Raw genomic sequence first — 16,237 nt, 5'->3', positions numbered from 1 at the left:
ACGGGATTCGGCGCCGGCACCCAACCGAGACAAAGGTTCCGCCGAGGAACCATTCATTACAACGATTGCGCACCTTGCGTGCAGCGGCCGCCGCCTTTCGCTTTTTCCACTCCAAAGCTTTAAGCCATGAAAAAACGCACCCTCTTGGCCATGGTGGCCCTGTCTGCACTGCTGGCAGCCTGCGGCAAGAACGAGTCCGCATCGACCGCCGCCGCGCCGGTTGCCGCCCCCGTGCCGGCAGCCATGACCAAGTTGGTGATCGGCCTGGACGACAACTTCCCGCCCATGGGCTTTCGTGACGACAAGAACGAGATCGTCGGCTTCGACATCGACATGGCGCGTGAAGCCGCCAAGCGCATGAACGTGGAAGTGGACTTCAAGCCCATCGACTGGAGCGCCAAGGAGGCCGAGCTGGTCGGCAAGCGCGTCGACGCGCTGTGGAACGGCCTGACTATCACCGAAGAGCGCAAGAAGAACATCGCCTTCACCGCGCCCTACATGGAGAACCACCAGATCATCATCGTGCGCGCCAACTCCGACATCAAGGACAAGGCTGGCCTGGCAGGCAAGGTCGTGGGCGCGCAGGATGGCAGCTCGGCCGTGGACGCCATCAAGAAGGACGCCGCCGTGGCCGCCAGCTTCAAGGACCTGAAGACCTTCGGCGACAACATCACCGCGCTGATGGACCTGTCGGCCGGCCGCCTGGACGCCGTCGTGGTCGACGAGGTCGTGGGCCGCTTCCACGTGGCCAAGAAGGCTGGCGAGTACCTGGTGCTCGAGGACAACTTCGGCACCGAGGACTACGGCGTGGGCCTGCGCAAGGAAGACACCGAAGTTCTGGGCAAGCTCGAAGCCGCGCTGGCCGAGATGAAGAAGGACGGCAAGGCCGCCGAAATCGCCTCCAAGTGGTTCGGCAAGGACATCATCAAGTAAATCCGGCACACCATGCGACCGGCAAGGCCAGCCTGGCATTGCCGGTCTTTTGCGTTCTGGGACGCACGCGCCCGTGGCTGCCCGGATCCTGCCGATGCCGGCGGGGCCGCGCACCGCACTGAGGCCATTCGATGGAATATGTAATCTCGCTCATGGGGCCGCTGTCCGCCGGCGCCCTGGTCACCCTCAAGCTCTTCGTCATCACCCTGGCGCTGTCCATTCCCCTGGGACTGTCGCTGGCGCTGATGCGCATCTCCCGCTTTCCCGCCCTGAGCCGGCTGGTCGGCGGCTACATCTGGCTGATGCGCGGCACGCCGCTGATGCTGCAGATGCTGTTCATCTACTTCGCGCTGCCCTTCGTGCCCGTGATCGGCGTGCGCCTGCCCGATTTTCCTGCCGCCGTGGTCGCCTTCGCGCTGAACTACGCCGCCTACTTCGCCGAAATCTTCCGCGCGGGCATCCAGTCCGTGGACCGCGGCCAGTACGAGGGTGCCAAGGTGCTGGGCATGAGCTACGGCCAGACCATGCGCCGCATCATCCTGCCGCAGATGTGGGCGCGCATCATCCCGCCTGTGAGCAACGAGACCATCACCCTGGTCAAGGACACCTCGCTCATCTACGTGCTGGCCCTGAATGACCTGCTGCGCGCCGCGCGCGGCATCGTGCAGCGCGACTTCACCATCACGCCCTTCGTGGTGGCCGCAGGCTTCTATCTGGTCATGACTCTCGTGTTGACCTGGATCTTCCAATACCTAGAAAAACGCCATGCCAAATACGACGCGTGATAACGCGCCCGAGACCATGATCTCGGCGCAGAACATCTGCAAGGGCTTTGGCGGTGTGCCGGTGCTGCGCGGCGTTTCGCTGGAGCTGGCGCGCGGCGAGGTGGTGGCCGTCATCGGTCCTTCGGGATCGGGCAAGAGCACGTTCCTGCGCTGCCTCAACCACCTGGAAACCATTGACAGCGGCCGTGTCGCCGTCGAGGGCGAGGTGCTGGTGGACAGCGGCGCGGACGGCCGCGCCCACTACGTGCCCGAGGCGCAGATCCGCCAGATCGGCCGCAAGATGGGCATGGTGTTCCAGTCCTTCAACCTGTTCCCGCACCTCACGGTGCTGGAGAACATCATCGAGGCGCCGATCGTCGTCAAGGGCCTCAAGCGCGAGCAGATCGTGCCCAAGGCCGAGGCGCTGCTCCACAAGGTGGGCCTGCTGGAAAAGCGCGATGCCTATCCCAACCGACTGTCGGGCGGGCAAAAGCAGCGCGTGGCCATCGCCCGGGCTCTGGCCATGGAGCCGGACATCCTGCTGTTCGACGAGCCCACCTCCGCGCTGGACCCGGAGCTGACCGGCGAAGTGCTGCGCACCATGCGCGAGCTGGCCCAGGAGCACATGACCATGCTGGTCGTGACCCACGAGATGGGCTTTGCCCGCGAGGTGGCCAATCGCGTGATCTTCATGGACAAGGGCGAGATCGTCGAGCAAGGCCCGGCGGAAGCCTTTTTTGCAGCGCCGCAGCACGCCCGGACCCAGGCATTTCTGCAGAACATGTTGTAAAAAAACATCTGTCCAGTCCGGACTTTCCCCAGGTCCAGAGAGCGTGCAACGCTTGTGTAGCAAGCGAAGCATGCTCTTTTTTTTATGGCGTTTTCTGCCATGACTTTTTGAGAAACATACACGGATGTATGTTTATCTCGGGGGGTGATGAGCAGGCATCGGCACCTGTCTGCACAATAGCGGGCTTGCCTGCGAACATTTATCGACCGCACCACAGCATGATCCCAACCGCCTCTTTCGTGGAGTTGCGCAACGTCACCTTCGGCTATGGCGAACGTGTGATCCTGCGCGACCTGTCGCTGCAGGTGCCGCGCGGCAAGGTCACGGCCCTGATGGGGGCGTCGGGCGGCGGCAAGACCACGGTGCTTCGCCTGATCGGCGGCCAGCAGCATGCCCAGCAGGGGCAGGTGCTGTTCGATGGCAAGGACGTCACCACCATGGACGCCGCAGGCCTGTACGCCGCGCGCCGGCGCATGGGCATGCTGTTCCAGTTCGGCGCGCTGTTCACCGACATGAGCGTGTTCGACAACGTGGCCTTCCCGCTGCGCGAGCACACCGATCTCCCCGACGAACTGGTCCGCGACATCGTGCTCATGAAGCTGCATGCCGTGGGCCTGCGCGGTGCGCGCGACCTCATGCCCAGCGAGATCTCGGGCGGCATGGCCCGCCGCGTGGCGCTGGCGCGGGCCATTGCGCTGGACCCCGAACTGATCATGTACGACGAGCCCTTCGCCGGGCTGGACCCCATCTCCCTGGGCACGGCCGCCCAGCTGATCCGCGAACTCAACGACGCCATGGGCCTGACTTCCATCCTGGTGTCCCATGACGTGGAGGAAACCTTCCACGTGGCCGACCATGTGGTCATCCTGGGCAACGGCGGCGTCGCCGCCCAGGGCTCGCCAGATGAGGTGCGGGCCAATCCCGACCCGCTGGTGCAGCAGTTCATCCACGCACGGGCCACCGGCCCCGTGCCTTTCCACTACCCCGGCGTGAGCGCCGAGGAAGATTTCGGCAACCCCGCAAGCTCCGGCAAGAGCAACGGCAGGAGGCACGCATGAACCGGCTGCATCCCGCACGCATTGGCGCGGCGGTACGCCAACAGCTGACGCAGCTGGGTATGGGCACGCGCCTGTTCGGCCGCCTGCTCGCCCTCATGGGGCCTGCGCTGGGCCGCCCGCGGCTGATCGGCGACCAGATCCATTTCCTGGGCAACTATTCGCTGGCCATCATTGGCGTGTCCGGCCTGTTCGTCGGTTTCGTGCTGGGCCTGCAGGGCTACTACACGCTGCAGCGCTATGGCTCGGCCGAGGCGCTGGGCCTTCTGGTGGCGCTGTCGCTGGTGCGCGAACTCGGCCCCGTCGTCACGGCGCTGCTGTTTGCCGGTCGTGCCGGCACGGCGCTGACGGCCGAGATCGGCCTGATGAAGGCCGGCGAGCAGTTGTCGGCCATGGAGATGATGGCCGTGGACCCAGTGCGCCGCATCCTGGCGCCGCGCTTCGTGGCGGGCCTGATCGCCATGCCGCTGCTGGCGGCCGTTTTCAGTGCCGTCGGCGTGATCGGCGGCTGGCTGGTGGGCGTGGTCATGATCGGCGTCGATGGCGGCGCCTTCTGGGGCCAGATGCAAAACGGCGTGGACTGGTGGTATGACCTGGGCAACGGCGTTCTCAAGAGCCTGGTGTTCGGCGTGGCGGTGACCTTCATCGCGCTGCTGCAGGGCTATGCAGCCAAGCCCACGCCCGAAGGCGTGTCCCGCGCGACCACGCGCACGGTGGTGATGGCCTCGCTGGCCGTGCTGGGGCTGGACTTCCTGCTCACGGCCACGATGTTCAGCCTTTGACCCGGCACCGGTGCCACCTCTCGCAAATCAAGGAAAAACAAACCATGCAGCAATCCAAGAGTGATGTCTGGGTCGGACTGTTCGTGCTGATCGGCGCTGCGGCGCTGGTGTTCCTGGCGCTGCAGTCGGCCAACCTGCTGAGCCTGAACTTCCAGAAGACCTATACGCTGACCGCGCGCTTCGACAACATCGGCGGACTCAAGCCCAAGGCAGCCGTGCGCAGCGCGGGCGTTGTCGTGGGCCGTGTGGAATCCATCACCTTCGACGACAAGGTCTTTCAGGCCAGCGTGACCATGGCCCTGGAAAACCGCTACGCCTTTCCCAAGGACAGCTCCCTGAAGATCCTGACCAGCGGCCTGCTCGGCGACCAGTACATCGGCATCGAAGCCGGTGCAGATGACCACAATCTCAAGGATGGCGACCGCGTCGTCGCAACCCAGTCGGCCGTTGTGCTGGAAAATCTGATCGGACAGTTCCTCTACGGCAAGGCCGAGCAGGGTGGCAGCTCCGGTGCAGGAGGCAAAGAATGACAACCAACCACCATGAACAGGCGACCGCGGGTCGCCCTGCCGCCCAGGCAGCCTCCTGGCAGCGCGCAGCCATGCTCGGCACGCTGGCCGCCGCTTCGCTGCTCGCCGGCTGCGCCACCGCTCCGGGCGAGGCACGCAACCCCCAGGATCCGTTCGAGCCGTTCAACCGCAGCATGTACTCGTTCAATGACGGGCTGGACCGCGCCGTCCTGAAGCCGGTGGCCACGGCCTACCGCGATGTCACGCCGCGCCTGGCGCGCGATGGGGTGAGCAACTTCTTCTCCAACCTGAGCGATGCCTGGTCGTTCGTGAACAACGCGCTGCAGGGGCAGGCCGAGGGTGCCTACAACTCCATGGTGCGCTTCTCGGTGAACACGGTCTTCGGCCTGGGAGGCCTGCTCGACATCGCCAGCGAGGCCGGCATCGAGCGCCAAAAGCAGGACTTCGGCCAGACGCTGGGCCGCTGGGGCGTGCCCACGGGGCCGTACCTGGTGCTGCCGCTGCTCGGCCCGTCCACGGTGCGTGACACGGCGGCTCTGCCTGTGGATGCCTGGGGCAGCCCCCTGACGGCGATCAACGACATCCCCGTGCGCAACAGCCTGTATGTGCTGCGACTGGTGGATACGCGTGCACGCCTGCTCAATGCCTCGGACACGCTGGACTCCGTCGCCCTTGACCGCTACAGCCTGACGCGTGACGTCTACCTGAACCTGCGGCGTGGCAAGTCCGGCGATGACGGCCGCATCGAGGACTACGACGAAGATGCCGGCAAACTGCCGCCCGAAGACGGCGCAAAGTAAGCAGTTCGTAACATCCCGAGATGAAAAACGGTCCGCGCCTGACACGGCACGGCCGGAAAAATGTGCAATATCAACCCGGTCCGGGGCATTGAGGCCCTGCTGGGAAAGGAAGAGTGATGATCAATCGACGTGCCTGGAGCGCTGCCGCGGCAGCCGTGCTGGCCATGGGAACCTGGGGCGCTGCGCTGCCCGTCCACGCGGCCGATGAAACCCCTGATGCGCTGATCAAGCGTGTCTCCACCGACGTGCTGGAAACCATCAAGAAGGACCCCTCGCTGCGCGAGGGCGATGTCTCCAAGGTCAATGCGCTGGTCAATGACAAGGTCATGCCCTATGTGAATTTCCGCCGCATGACCTCGGCTTCGGTGGGCCCGGCCTGGCGCCAGGCCACGCCTGCACAGCGCGAGAAGCTGGAGACCGAGTTCAAGGCCCTGCTGATCCGCACCTATTCGGGCGCGCTGACCCAGGTCAGCAATCAGACCATCAATGTCAAGCCGGTGCGCGCTGCGCCCGGCGACATCGATGTGCTGGTACGCACCGAAGTGCTGGGCCGCGGCGAGCCCGTGCAGCTGGACTACCGCCTTGAAAAGTCCGGCGACGGCTGGAAGATCTACAACCTGAACGTACTGGGCGTGTGGCTCGTGGAAACCTACCGCAACCAGTTCAGCCAGGAAATCAATGCCCGCGGCATCGACGGCCTGATCGAGACCCTTGCCACGCGCGGCAAGATGCCTGCCACGCCGGCCTCCAAGGGCTGACGGCCATTGATGCGCGCGCCATGCTGCAGCTCCCCCGTGAACTGACCTACCGCCAGGCGCGCAGCTGCCTTGTGCAGCTGCAGCCCCAGGTGCAGGCCTTCGATGGCGCCCAGGTGCGCGTCGATGCCAGCGGCATCGAAGTCTTCGACTCGGCCGCCCTGGCCGTGCTGCTGGCCTGCCGCCGCACCGCGAAGGCGGCCGACAAGCAATTGGTGGTCGTGGGCCTGCCGCAGGGCCTGCAGTCCATGGCGGCGCTGTACGGCGTCGATGGGCTGCTGACCGACGCATCCTCCCCCTCCTGAGCCGGCGCAGCGCGCCGCTGCAAAGAGCCCTGCAAGGCAGGTTTGGCTGCAAGGGCCTAGAATCGCGCCTCGCATGTCTGCCGTCTCATTCCAATCCATCTCCAAGACCTACCAGACCCCCAAGGGGGCCTTTCAGGCGCTCAACCACGTGAGTCTGGACATCGAGGAGGGCGAGTTCTTCGGCCTGCTCGGTCCCAATGGCGCTGGCAAGACCACGATGATCAGCATCCTGGCCGGCCTGTCGCGCGCCACCAGCGGCCGCGTGCTGGTCCAGGGCAGCGACGTGCATGCCGACTACTCGGCTGCCCGGCGCAAGCTGGGCATCGTGCCGCAGGAGCTGGTCTTCGATCCCTTCTTCAATGTGCGCGAGGCGCTGCGCTTTCAGTCCGGCTATTTCGGCGTCAAGAACAATGACGACTGGATCGACGAGCTGCTGCACAGCCTGGGGCTGACCGACAAGGCCAACTCCAACATGCGCCAGCTGTCCGGCGGCATGAAGCGCCGCGTGCTGGTGGCCCAGGCCCTGGTGCACAAGCCGCCCATCATCGTGCTGGACGAGCCCACGGCCGGCGTGGACGTGGAGCTGCGCCAGACGCTGTGGCATTTCATCGCGCGCCTGAACCGCGAAGGCCATACCGTGCTGCTCACCACCCATTACCTGGAAGAGGCCGAGGCGCTGTGCAGCCGCGTGGCCATGCTCAAGCAGGGCAACATCGTCAAGCTCTCGACCATGTCGGATCTGCTCAAGTCCGCCTCCTCCAACGTGCTGCAGTTCAAGACCGATACCGCCTTGCCGCCGGCCCTGGCCGCGCGGGCACGGGTGACCGGCCGCATCGTGCAGATACCCGCCAACGACGCCAGCGATGTGGAGCGCCTGCTCGCCGCGCTGCGCGAGGGCTCCGTCGTCCCCGAGGACGTGGAAATCCGCCGTGCCGATCTGGAGGATGTCTTCATCCACGTGATGAACGAACAAGGCCAGACCTCGCAGGGAGCTTCGGCATGAACGGCTGGCAGACCCTGCTCAAGAAGGAAGTGCTGCGTTTCTGGAAGGTCAGCTTCCAGACCGTGGCCGCACCCGTGCTCACGGCTGTGCTCTATCTGCTGATCTTCGGCCATGTGCTTGAAGGCCGGGTGCTGGTCTACGACCGCATCAGCTACACGGCCTTCCTGATCCCCGGCCTGGTGATGATGAGCGTGCTGCAGAACGCCTTCGCCAACAGCTCCTCCAGCCTGGTGCAGAGCAAGATCATGGGCTCCATGGTCTTCGTGCTGCTCACGCCGCTGTCGCACTGGGCGTGGTTTGGTGCCTACGTGGGCGCTTCGGTGCTGCGCGGGCTGCTGGTGGGCGTGGGCGTTTTCATCGTCACGCTGTACTTCGCCATTCCCGAATTCACGGCGCCGCTGTGGATTCTGGTCTTCGGCCTGCTGGGCGCGGCGCTGCTGGGCACGCTGGGCGTGATCGCCGGCCTGTGGGCGGACAAGTTCGACCAGATGGCGGCCTTCCAGAACTTCCTGATCATGCCCATGACGTTCCTGTCGGGCGTGTTCTATTCCATCCAGTCGCTGCCACCTTTTTGGCAAAAAGTCAGCCATCTGAACCCGTTTTTCTACATGATCGACGGCTTCCGCTACGGCTTCTTCGGCCAGAGCGACGTGTCGCCCTGGGTAAGCCTGGCCATCGTAGGCTCGGCCTGGCTGGCGGTGAGCGCCCTGGCCGTGCACCTGCTGCGCATCGGCTACAAGATCCGCGGCTGAGGTTTTTCCACAGGCTGCGGCGGGCGCTGTGCCCGCATTGTTGAATCCACCCATGAACAGGCGGCCGGCGCCCGGCGCCGCCGCCAACCAAGGCCATGCCACGATGCATGGCAGGAAAGCTTCCCCCCCATGACTGCAGACCAACTCAAGGAACTGATCGCCACCGGCCTGCCTTGCGAACACATTGCGCTGGAAGGTGATGGACGGCACTGGTTTGCCACCATCGTCTCGGCCCAATTCGAGGGCCAGCGACTGCTGCAGCGCCAGCGCCTGGTCTACGCCACGCTGGGCCAGCGCATGCACACCGACGAGGTCCATGCCCTGTCCATGAAGACCTATACGCCCGCCGAGTGGGCTGCCCAGGCCGGCCAGGCCTGAGCCGGCGGTCAGGCACTTCAGACTCCTGCTGCACCGGTCGCCACGGCCCGTGCGGCATCTTCTTTTCCCCGATTTCCAGATTCAAGGCTGTCAGCCATGGACAAACTCCTGATTCGCGGTGGCCGAGCGCTGCATGGCGAGGTGACGGTCTCCGGCGCCAAGAATGCCGCCTTGCCCGAGCTGTGCGCCGCGCTGCTGTCGTCCGAGCCCGTCACCCTGCGCAACGTGCCGCGCCTGCAGGACGTGGCCACCATGCTCAAGCTCATCCGCAACATGGGTGTCAGCGCCGAGCACGATGACAGCGGCACCGTGCGCATCAACGCCGGCTCTCTGTCCAACCCCGAGGCACCCTACGAACTGGTCAAGACCATGCGCGCCTCGGTCCTGGCCCTGGGCCCGCTGCTGGCCCGATTCGGCCAGGCCCGCGTGTCGCTGCCCGGCGGCTGCGCCATCGGCTCGCGCCCCGTGGACCAGCACGTCAAGGGCCTGCAGGCCATGGGCGCCGAGATCGTTGTCGAGAACGGCTACATGCACGCGTGCCTGCCCGGGCATCTCAAGCGCCTGCAGGGCGCCCGCATCACCACCGACATGGTGACCGTCACGGGCACCGAGAACTTCCTGATGGCCGCCGTGCTGGCCGAAGGCGAGACCGTGCTGGAAAACGCCGCCATGGAGCCAGAGATCGGCGACCTGGCCGAAATGCTCATCAAGATGGGCGCAAGAATCGAAGGCCATGGCACCGGCCGCATCGTCATCCAGGGCGTGGAGCGCCTGAGCGGCTGCGAGCACCAGGTGGTGGCCGACCGCATCGAGGCCGGCACCTTTCTGTGCGCCGTGGCCGCAACCGGCGGCAATGCGCTGCTGCGCAATGGCCGCGCCGACCATCTGGGCGCCGTCATCGACAAGCTCAAGGATGCGGGCGCCGAGGTGTCCGCCGAGGACGGCGGCATCCGCGTGCGCGCGGCCGGCAAGCTCAAGGCCCAGAGTTTCCGCACCACCGAATACCCGGGCTTTCCCACCGACATGCAGGCGCAGTTCATGGCGCTGAACCTGGTGGCCGAAGGCTGCAGCATGGTCACCGAGACCATTTTCGAGAACCGCTTCATGCACGTGGATGAAATGCTGCGCCTGGGCGCGCAGATCACCACCGACGGGCGCGTTGCCACCATCACCGGCAGCCAGTCGCTGTCGGGCGCGGCCGTCATGGCCACCGACCTGCGCGCTTCGGCCAGCCTGGTCATCGCCGGCCTCGTGGCCAAGGGCGAGACCCTGGTCGATCGCATCTATCATCTGGACCGCGGCTACGATCGCATGGAAGACAAGCTGCGCGGCCTGGGTGCCGACATCGAAAGAGTTTCCCAATGACCATCACGATTGCCCTGTCCAAGGGCCGTATCTACGACGAAACCGTGCCGCTGCTGGCCGCAGCCGGCATCTCGGTCAGCGAAGACATTGAAAAGTCGCGCAAGCTGATCTTCGAGACCAACAAGAGCGACGTGCGCGTGGTGCTGGTGCGTGCCTCCGACGTGCCGGTCTATGTGCAGTACGGCGGCGCCGATCTCGGCGTGGCCGGCCTGGACTCGCTGATCGAGCATGGCGCCCAGGGCCTGTACCAGCCCCTGGACCTGAAGATCGCGCGCTGCCGCGTCAGCGTGGCCGTGCGCAACGGCTTCGACTATGCGCTGGCCGTCAAGCAAGGCGCCCGCCTGCGCATCGCCACCAAGTACCCCGAGATCGCGCGCAACTTCTTTGCCACCAAGGGCGTGCACGTGGACATGGTCAAGCTCTACGGCTCCATGGAGCTGGCCCCGCTGACCGGCATGGCCGACGCCATCGTCGACTTGGTGTCCACCGGCAACACGCTCAAGGCCAATGACCTGGTCGAGGTCGAGCCCATCATGGAGATCAGCTCGCGCCTGGTGGTCAACCAGGCGGCGCTCAAGCTCAAGCGCGAGCCGCTGCGCCACATCATCGATGCCTTCGCCGAGGCGGTAAATGGCCCCAGGGGCTGAGCCCGGCGATCCGGCGAAGGAGGCGCTTGCGTTGTGTTTCGCCGCGCATGGCCTGCCCTGCGAGGAATACAACGGCTGGCTGCTGCCTGGCGGCCAGGCACCAGGCGTGCTGGCTGATTGGCGCGGTGCCTACCTCGGCCATCCCCTGGTCGGTTCCCTGGCCGTGGTGGTCCGCCTGCCGGACCGGCGCGAGATCATCGAGAATTTCACGGGCCTGGGTGAAGGCCTGCAGGGAATGCACGACGCATTCGGCCACTTCGCTGTCAGCGACCTGCATGTGATGCTCTCCGCCCTGTGGACGGCGCGCGATGAGGATGCCGTGCCAGCCGAGGCCTGGCAGGTCCAGGGCAGGCACTGGCAGGCCTATCCGGGCCCCTGGCATCTTCGCAACGATGCCCCGCTGCCCGAAGGCATCACTGAGCGCCTGCGGGCCTTGATCGAGGCCGAGGCGCTGGACAAGGACGAGGACCTGCACTGGTTCCGCTTCTTTGTCGGGCAGAACAATGGTGATTTCACCATTGAAGCGCTCAAGGACAATCAGAAGTGGCCCAGTGCTGAAGCCCTGCTGCGCGACCAGGACTGGCCCCCGCGCGACGGCTACTACGGCGCGCGCCTGTTCTTGATACTGAAGCACGGCTGCGAGACGGCCTGCTAGACCCCAAGGAAACCACAATGGAATATGTAGCTGCCCCTGCCCGCCTGTCGACTGCGGACGCCAACTTCGAACACGATTTTGCGCAGCGCCTGCATTGGTCGGCAGACACGGACGCGGCCATCGAGCAGCGCGTGGCCGACATCCTGGCCGATGTGCAAAAGCGCGGCGATGCGGCCGTGCTGGAGTACACGGCGCGCTTCGACGGATTGCAGGTGGACGGCATGGCAGCGCTGGAGCTGACGCAGGCCGAGCTCAAGGCCGCCTTCGACAGCCTGGGCGACGAGCAGCGCGATGCGCTGACGGCCGCCGCCCAGCGCGTGCGCACCTACCACGAGGCTCAAAAGCGCGCCAGCGGCGAAAGCTGGAGCTACCGTGACGCCGATGGCACCCTGCTGGGCCAGAAGGTCACGCCGCTGGACCGCGTGGGCATCTATGTGCCCGGCGGCAAGGCGGCTTATCCGTCCAGCGTGCTGATGAATGCCATTCCCGCCCACGTGGCTGGCGTGCAGGAAATCATCATGGTCGTGCCCACGCCACGCGGCGAGAAGAACGCCCTGGTGCTGGCTGCCGCCTATGTGGCCGGCGTCACGCGCGGTTTCACCATCGGCGGTGCCCAGGCCGTGGCGGCCCTGGCCTACGGCACGGCCACCATTCCGAAGGTGGACAAGATCACCGGCCCCGGCAACGCCTATGTGGCCAGCGCCAAGAAGCGGGTGTTCGGCACCGTGGGCATCGACATGATTGCCGGCCCCAGTGAAATCCTGGTGCTGGCCGACGGCAGCACGCCGCCCGACTGGGTGGCCATGGACCTGTTCAGCCAGGCCGAGCATGACGAGCTGGCGCAAAGCATCCTGCTGTGCCCCGATGCCGACTACATCGCCGCCGTCCAGCGCGAGATCGACCGCCTGCTGCCCGAGATGCCGCGGCGCGCCATCATCGCCAAGAGCCTGAGCGACCGGGGTGCCCTCATCCTCACGCGCGACATGCAGGAGGCCTGCGCCATCAGCAACCGCATCGCGCCCGAGCACCTGGAAGTCTCCAGCAACGATCCCCACCAGTGGGAGCCGCTGCTGCGCCATGCAGGCGCCATCTTCCTGGGTGCCTATACCAGCGAGAGCCTGGGCGACTACTGCGCCGGCCCCAACCATGTGTTGCCCACCAGCGGCACGGCGCGCTTTTCCTCGCCGCTGGGGGTCTATGACTTCCAGAAGCGGTCCAGCCTCATCGAGGTCAGCGAGCAGGGTGCCCAGACCCTGGGCCGCATCGCCTCGGTGCTGGCGCATGGCGAAGGCCTGCAAGGCCATGCGCGTGCGGCCGAAATGCGTTTGAAGTAGACACTCGCTTCCTGTGGGACGAAGGCGCCGTCACCGAAAGGGGCGGCGCTTTTTGCTGCCTGAACGCTGGAGCAAGCGTGTCAAGAATTGACACGAAATCAGTGGAACACGAATTTCGTGTAGACTTGTGCCCTGTGAAGAACCTCACCATCACCGTCGAAGACAGCGTGCTCGAATGGGCCCGCATCGAGGCCGCGCGCCGCGGCACCAGCGTCTCGCGCATGGTGGGCGACTTCATGGCCGAGATGCAGCGCCGCGAGGATGCCTACGAGCGCGCCTACCTGGCCTGGCGCACCGACGAGCGCGGCTGGGACGGCGGCCAGCCGTCATCCACGCAGCCCGCCCAGCGCAGTGCCGCGCTGCGCCGCGAGGGCCAGGCATGAACACCGTCTTTGTCGATACCTCCGTGCTGGTCGCTGCCGAAGACACGGGGCAGGGCGCCTTGCATGCCGCCGTGCTGCAGTGGCTGGACCTGCTGTGGCGCACGCGCAGCGGGCGCACCGGCAGCCAGTCGCTGTGCGAGTTCTATGAACAGGTCACCACGGCCGCCCAGCCTTTGCCGCAGGGCGATGCGCGCGCCGCCATCCGCCGCTACCAGACCTGGACGCCCTGGAAGACCGATGCCGCCACGCTGGAAACCGCCTGGGCCGTGCAATCGCGCCACCAACTGGCCTTTGGCGACTGCCTGGCCGTGGCCTGCGCCCAGCACAGCGGCTGCGAGCAGATGCTGACCCTGCACCTGCCGCACGGCACCCAGTTTGGCGGCGTCGCCATGGTGCACCCGCTGCACGAGGCGCCGCCGCAGCAGCAGGCCTGAGCGGCTTCGCTGATGGATTTCTTCCCCCACTGACTCGTGAAAGTGTGCATGCCATGACAGCTTCCATTCTGCAGGTTCAGGCCCTGGCCCTGGAGCGCATCCGCGCCGATGTTCGCTCCATGCATGCCTACCATGTGCAGCCCTCGCAAGGCCTGCTCAAGATGGACACGATGGAGAACCCCTTCCGCCTGCCCCCTGAATTGCAGGCCGCGCTGGGCGAGCGCCTGGGCCGGCTGGAGATCAACCGCTACCCTGGCGAGCGCCAGGAAGTGCTCAAGGACATGCTGGCCCGCTACGCGCAGGCGCCGGCCGGCAGCGCCGTGCTGCTGGGCAATGGCTCGGACGAGATCATCACGCTGCTGGCCCTGGCCTGTGCCCAGCCCCACGCCGAGGGCCGCGCCACCATGCTGGCGCCCATGCCGGGCTTCGTCATGTACCCCATGAGCGCCAGGCTGCAGGGCCTGGATTTCGTGGGCGTCAACCTGACGGCCGACTTCGAGCTGGACGTGCCCGCCATGCGCGCCGCCATTGCCGAGCACCGCCCCGCCATCACCTATATCGCCTATCCCAACAATCCCACGGCCACGCTCTGGGCCGAGGCCGATGTGCAGGCCGTGATCGACGCGGTCGGCGCCATCGGCGGCCTGGTCGTCATGGACGAGGCCTACCAGCCCTTCGCCCGCCGCAGCTGGGCAGAGAACATGCGCGCCGACCCGGCCCGCAACGCCCATGTGCTGCTGATGCGCACGCTCAGCAAGTTCGGCCTGGCCGGTGCGCGCTTGGGCTATCTGATCGGCCCGGCCGCCATCGTCGGCGAGATCGACAAGGTGCGCCCGCCCTACAACATCAGCGTGCTCAACTGCGAGACGGCCATCTTCGCGCTGGAGCACGAGGCGCTGTATGCGCAGCAGGCCGTGGCCATCCGCGCCGAGCGCCAACCGCTGATCGATGCGCTGGCCACGCTGCCGGGTGTGGAAAAGATCTGGCCGTCCGAGGCCAACATGGTCTTGCTGCGCGTGCGCGATGCCGCGCGCGCCCAGGCCGAGATGAAGGCCCGGGGCGTGCTGGTGAAGAATGTCTCTGCCATGCACCCGCTGCTGGCCAACTGCCTGCGACTGACCGTGGGCACCCACGAAGAAAACGCCCAGATGCTGGCGGCCCTGAAGGAATCCCTATGAGCAATGCAGCTCCCGCACGCACCGCCGAAGTGCAGCGCAATACCGCCGAGACCCGGATCAAGGTCGCCATCAACCTGGACGGCACGGGCAAGGCCAGCCTGCGCTCGGGCATCGGCTTTCTGGACCACATGCTCGACCAGATCGCGCGCCATGGCCTGATCGACCTCGATATCGACTGCGAGGGCGACCTGCACATCGACGGCCACCACACGGTGGAGGACATCGGCATCACCCTGGGCCAGGCCTTTGCCAAGGCCGTGGGCGACAAGAAGGGCATCCGCCGCTACGGCCATGCCTATGTGCCGCTGGACGAGGCCCTGAGCCGCGTGGTCATCGATTTCTCGGGCCGCCCGGGCCTGCACATGGACGTGAAATTCACGGCCGGCAGCATCGGCCAGCTCGACACCCAGCTGGTCTACGAGTTCTTCCAGGGCTTCGTCAACCACGCGGGCGTGACCATGCACATCGACAATCTCAAGGGCTTCAACGCCCACCACCAGTGCGAGACCATCTTCAAGGCCTTCGCACGCGCCCTGCGCTTTGCGCTGGAGCATGACGAGCGCATGGCCGGCGTCATCCCCTCGACCAAGGGCGCTCTGTAAAGAGAAGCGATTGACTCCGGTCAGAGCTTGATCTGACCGGGCAATCCAGCCGAAAATCCGACCGAACACGCGCCACACGCTATGAGTTTGACTGACAACACCGTCGCCGTCGTCGATTACGGCATGGGCAATCTGCGCTCGGTTTCCCAGGCCGTGCGCACGGCCGCCGCCGACTCCGGCTGGCAGGTCGTGGTCACCGCCGATCCCGAGGTGGTGCTGGCCGCCAACCGGGTCGTGCTGCCGGGCCAGGGCGCCATGCCCGACTGCATGCGCGAACTGCGCGAATCCGGCCTGCAGGACGCCGTGCTGCACGCCGCTGCCAACAAGCCCCTGTTCGGCGTCTGCGTGGGCATGCAGATGTTGCTGGACCACAGCGACGAGGGCGATGTGCCTGGCCTGGGCCTGATCCCCGGCAATGTGCGCAAGTTCGATCTGGCGGGCCGCGTCCAGGCCGACGGCAGCCGCTTCAAGGTGCCGCAAATGGGCTGGAACCGCGTGCACCGCAAGCACAATGCCGGGCAGTCCCACCCGCTGTGGCGTGGAATTCCCGAAGACAGCTTCTACTACTTCGTGCACAGTTTCTACGCCGTGGTGCAGCAGCCCCAGCATTGCGCTGCAGAGGCCGACTACGGCGGGCGCTTTGCCTGCGCCATCGCACGCGATAATATTTTCGCCACCCAGTTTCACCCCGAAAAGAGCGCGGACCAGGGCCTGGCCCTGTTCCGCAACTTTCTGGGCTGGAAGCCCTGAACCCTCTTTCCTTCCCCGCACCGGCCGCTGCATCCCAGGCCT

The 16,237-nt window shown here is 65.9% G+C and carries 21 protein-coding genes; all 21 read left to right on the top strand.

The window, feature by feature from the left end; all coding sequences use genetic code 11:
- The first annotated feature begins 126 nt into the window (after window positions 1-126).
- The 21 genes from A4F85_RS26205 to hisH all read left to right on the top strand — a co-directional run bounded on the left by A4F85_RS26205 (window position 127) and on the right by hisH (window position 16,195).
- On the top strand, window positions 127-933 hold the full coding sequence (locus tag A4F85_RS26205) for an amino acid ABC transporter substrate-binding protein (protein WP_012207337.1): 807 nt from the start codon (window positions 127-129) through the stop codon (window positions 931-933).
- Between the two features lie 131 nt (window positions 934-1,064).
- Entirely contained in the window at window positions 1,065-1,718 is a 654-nt protein-coding gene (locus tag A4F85_RS26200) for an amino acid ABC transporter permease (protein WP_012207336.1), read from the top strand.
- Window positions 1,699-2,487, top strand: coding sequence for an amino acid ABC transporter ATP-binding protein (locus A4F85_RS26195; RefSeq protein ID WP_373681080.1), 789 nt, complete (start codon window positions 1,699-1,701; stop codon window positions 2,485-2,487). The genes A4F85_RS26200 and A4F85_RS26195 overlap by 20 nt, the downstream gene beginning before the upstream one ends.
- 218 nt (window positions 2,488-2,705) lie before the next feature.
- Window positions 2,706-3,545, top strand: a complete 840-nt coding sequence (locus A4F85_RS26190; protein WP_013800794.1) for an ABC transporter ATP-binding protein — start codon at window positions 2,706-2,708, stop codon at window positions 3,543-3,545.
- Window positions 3,542-4,324, top strand: a complete 783-nt coding sequence (gene mlaE / locus A4F85_RS26185) for a lipid asymmetry maintenance ABC transporter permease subunit MlaE (RefSeq protein ID WP_012207333.1) — start codon at window positions 3,542-3,544, stop codon at window positions 4,322-4,324. The genes A4F85_RS26190 and mlaE overlap by 4 nt, the downstream gene beginning before the upstream one ends.
- Before the next feature lie 44 nt (window positions 4,325-4,368).
- Complete coding sequence (gene mlaD, locus A4F85_RS26180; RefSeq protein WP_012207332.1) at window positions 4,369-4,854, top strand: outer membrane lipid asymmetry maintenance protein MlaD; 486 nt, start codon at window positions 4,369-4,371, stop codon at window positions 4,852-4,854.
- On the top strand, window positions 4,851-5,654 hold the full coding sequence (locus A4F85_RS26175) for an MlaA family lipoprotein (protein ID WP_063328251.1): 804 nt from the start codon (window positions 4,851-4,853) through the stop codon (window positions 5,652-5,654). The genes mlaD and A4F85_RS26175 overlap by 4 nt, the downstream gene beginning before the upstream one ends.
- A gap of 116 nt (window positions 5,655-5,770) precedes the next feature.
- Window positions 5,771-6,412, top strand: coding sequence for an MlaC/ttg2D family ABC transporter substrate-binding protein (locus A4F85_RS26170; protein ID WP_012207330.1), 642 nt, complete (start codon window positions 5,771-5,773; stop codon window positions 6,410-6,412).
- A 20-nt stretch (window positions 6,413-6,432) separates the two neighbouring features.
- On the top strand, window positions 6,433-6,714 hold the full coding sequence (locus A4F85_RS26165; RefSeq protein WP_043822279.1) for an STAS domain-containing protein: 282 nt from the start codon (window positions 6,433-6,435) through the stop codon (window positions 6,712-6,714).
- 73 nt (window positions 6,715-6,787) lie between these two features.
- Window positions 6,788-7,717, top strand: a complete 930-nt coding sequence (locus A4F85_RS26160) for an ABC transporter ATP-binding protein (protein WP_017405469.1) — start codon at window positions 6,788-6,790, stop codon at window positions 7,715-7,717.
- The gene (locus A4F85_RS26155) at window positions 7,714-8,469 is read left to right on the top strand and encodes an ABC transporter permease (protein ID WP_012207327.1); all 756 of its coding nucleotides are present in this window, start codon (window positions 7,714-7,716) and stop codon (window positions 8,467-8,469) included. The genes A4F85_RS26160 and A4F85_RS26155 overlap by 4 nt, the downstream gene beginning before the upstream one ends.
- 129 nt (window positions 8,470-8,598) lie before the next feature.
- Complete coding sequence (locus A4F85_RS26150; protein WP_012207326.1) at window positions 8,599-8,847, top strand: BolA family protein; 249 nt, start codon at window positions 8,599-8,601, stop codon at window positions 8,845-8,847.
- Window positions 8,848-8,943: 96 nt separating this feature from the next.
- Entirely contained in the window at window positions 8,944-10,212 is a 1,269-nt protein-coding gene (murA, locus tag A4F85_RS26145) for a UDP-N-acetylglucosamine 1-carboxyvinyltransferase (protein ID WP_063328250.1), read from the top strand.
- The gene (gene hisG / locus A4F85_RS26140; RefSeq protein ID WP_012207324.1) at window positions 10,209-10,859 is read left to right on the top strand and encodes an ATP phosphoribosyltransferase; all 651 of its coding nucleotides are present in this window, start codon (window positions 10,209-10,211) and stop codon (window positions 10,857-10,859) included. The genes murA and hisG overlap by 4 nt, the downstream gene beginning before the upstream one ends.
- A gap of 31 nt (window positions 10,860-10,890) precedes the next feature.
- The gene (locus A4F85_RS26135; protein ID WP_231890630.1) at window positions 10,891-11,514 is read left to right on the top strand and encodes a DUF6348 family protein; all 624 of its coding nucleotides are present in this window, start codon (window positions 10,891-10,893) and stop codon (window positions 11,512-11,514) included.
- 17 nt (window positions 11,515-11,531) lie between these two features.
- Window positions 11,532-12,848, top strand: coding sequence for a histidinol dehydrogenase (gene hisD, locus A4F85_RS26130; RefSeq protein WP_013800800.1), 1,317 nt, complete (start codon window positions 11,532-11,534; stop codon window positions 12,846-12,848).
- Window positions 12,849-12,982: 134 nt separating this feature from the next.
- Window positions 12,983-13,231: a DUF6364 family protein gene (locus A4F85_RS26125; protein WP_017405472.1), complete on the top strand. Its 249-nt coding sequence runs from the start codon at window positions 12,983-12,985 to the stop codon at window positions 13,229-13,231.
- A complete protein-coding gene (locus A4F85_RS26120) occupies window positions 13,228-13,665 on the top strand; it encodes a PIN domain-containing protein (RefSeq protein WP_063328248.1) in 438 nt (145 codons plus the stop codon). The genes A4F85_RS26125 and A4F85_RS26120 overlap by 4 nt, the downstream gene beginning before the upstream one ends.
- A gap of 53 nt (window positions 13,666-13,718) precedes the next feature.
- Window positions 13,719-14,843, top strand: a complete 1,125-nt coding sequence (hisC, locus tag A4F85_RS26115; protein ID WP_063328247.1) for a histidinol-phosphate transaminase — start codon at window positions 13,719-13,721, stop codon at window positions 14,841-14,843.
- Window positions 14,840-15,445, top strand: coding sequence for an imidazoleglycerol-phosphate dehydratase HisB (hisB, locus tag A4F85_RS26110; RefSeq protein WP_012207318.1), 606 nt, complete (start codon window positions 14,840-14,842; stop codon window positions 15,443-15,445). The genes hisC and hisB overlap by 4 nt, the downstream gene beginning before the upstream one ends.
- Window positions 15,446-15,526: 81 nt before the next feature.
- Complete coding sequence (hisH, locus tag A4F85_RS26105; protein ID WP_013800802.1) at window positions 15,527-16,195, top strand: imidazole glycerol phosphate synthase subunit HisH; 669 nt, start codon at window positions 15,527-15,529, stop codon at window positions 16,193-16,195.
- Window positions 16,196-16,237 lie beyond the last annotated feature (42 nt).

Origin of the sequence: Delftia sp. GW456-R20, assembly GCF_001622915.1 — a bacterium.
Classification (GTDB): domain Bacteria; phylum Pseudomonadota; class Gammaproteobacteria; order Burkholderiales; family Burkholderiaceae_C; genus Comamonas; species Comamonas acidovorans.
Note: the sequence above shows the minus strand (reverse complement) of the source record. Positions and strands in the feature narration are given on the sequence as shown.

What these genes read in the sequence shown, in the direction of transcription:
- hisD (WP_013800800.1), top strand. Translation starts at nt 11,532, where the DNA reads ATGGAATATGTAGCTGCCCCTGCCCGCCTGTCGACTGCGGACGCCAAC.
- A4F85_RS26170 (WP_012207330.1), top strand. Translation starts at nt 5,771, where the DNA reads ATGATCAATCGACGTGCCTGGAGCGCTGCCGCGGCAGCCGTGCTGGCC.
- A4F85_RS26120 (WP_063328248.1), top strand. Translation starts at nt 13,228, where the DNA reads ATGAACACCGTCTTTGTCGATACCTCCGTGCTGGTCGCTGCCGAAGAC.
- hisG (WP_012207324.1), top strand. Translation starts at nt 10,209, where the DNA reads ATGACCATCACGATTGCCCTGTCCAAGGGCCGTATCTACGACGAAACC.
- A4F85_RS26190 (WP_013800794.1), top strand. Translation starts at nt 2,706, where the DNA reads ATGATCCCAACCGCCTCTTTCGTGGAGTTGCGCAACGTCACCTTCGGC.
- A4F85_RS26200 (WP_012207336.1), top strand. Translation starts at nt 1,065, where the DNA reads ATGGAATATGTAATCTCGCTCATGGGGCCGCTGTCCGCCGGCGCCCTG.
- A4F85_RS26155 (WP_012207327.1), top strand. Translation starts at nt 7,714, where the DNA reads ATGAACGGCTGGCAGACCCTGCTCAAGAAGGAAGTGCTGCGTTTCTGG.
- mlaE (WP_012207333.1), top strand. Translation starts at nt 3,542, where the DNA reads ATGAACCGGCTGCATCCCGCACGCATTGGCGCGGCGGTACGCCAACAG.
- A4F85_RS26150 (WP_012207326.1), top strand. Translation starts at nt 8,599, where the DNA reads ATGACTGCAGACCAACTCAAGGAACTGATCGCCACCGGCCTGCCTTGC.
- hisH (WP_013800802.1), top strand. Translation starts at nt 15,527, where the DNA reads ATGAGTTTGACTGACAACACCGTCGCCGTCGTCGATTACGGCATGGGC.
- hisC (WP_063328247.1), top strand. Translation starts at nt 13,719, where the DNA reads ATGACAGCTTCCATTCTGCAGGTTCAGGCCCTGGCCCTGGAGCGCATC.
- murA (WP_063328250.1), top strand. Translation starts at nt 8,944, where the DNA reads ATGGACAAACTCCTGATTCGCGGTGGCCGAGCGCTGCATGGCGAGGTG.
- mlaD (WP_012207332.1), top strand. Translation starts at nt 4,369, where the DNA reads ATGCAGCAATCCAAGAGTGATGTCTGGGTCGGACTGTTCGTGCTGATC.
- A4F85_RS26160 (WP_017405469.1), top strand. Translation starts at nt 6,788, where the DNA reads ATGTCTGCCGTCTCATTCCAATCCATCTCCAAGACCTACCAGACCCCC.
- A4F85_RS26195 (WP_373681080.1), top strand. Translation starts at nt 1,699, where the DNA reads ATGCCAAATACGACGCGTGATAACGCGCCCGAGACCATGATCTCGGCG.
- A4F85_RS26165 (WP_043822279.1), top strand. Translation starts at nt 6,433, where the DNA reads ATGCTGCAGCTCCCCCGTGAACTGACCTACCGCCAGGCGCGCAGCTGC.
- A4F85_RS26205 (WP_012207337.1), top strand. Translation starts at nt 127, where the DNA reads ATGAAAAAACGCACCCTCTTGGCCATGGTGGCCCTGTCTGCACTGCTG.
- hisB (WP_012207318.1), top strand. Translation starts at nt 14,840, where the DNA reads ATGAGCAATGCAGCTCCCGCACGCACCGCCGAAGTGCAGCGCAATACC.
- A4F85_RS26175 (WP_063328251.1), top strand. Translation starts at nt 4,851, where the DNA reads ATGACAACCAACCACCATGAACAGGCGACCGCGGGTCGCCCTGCCGCC.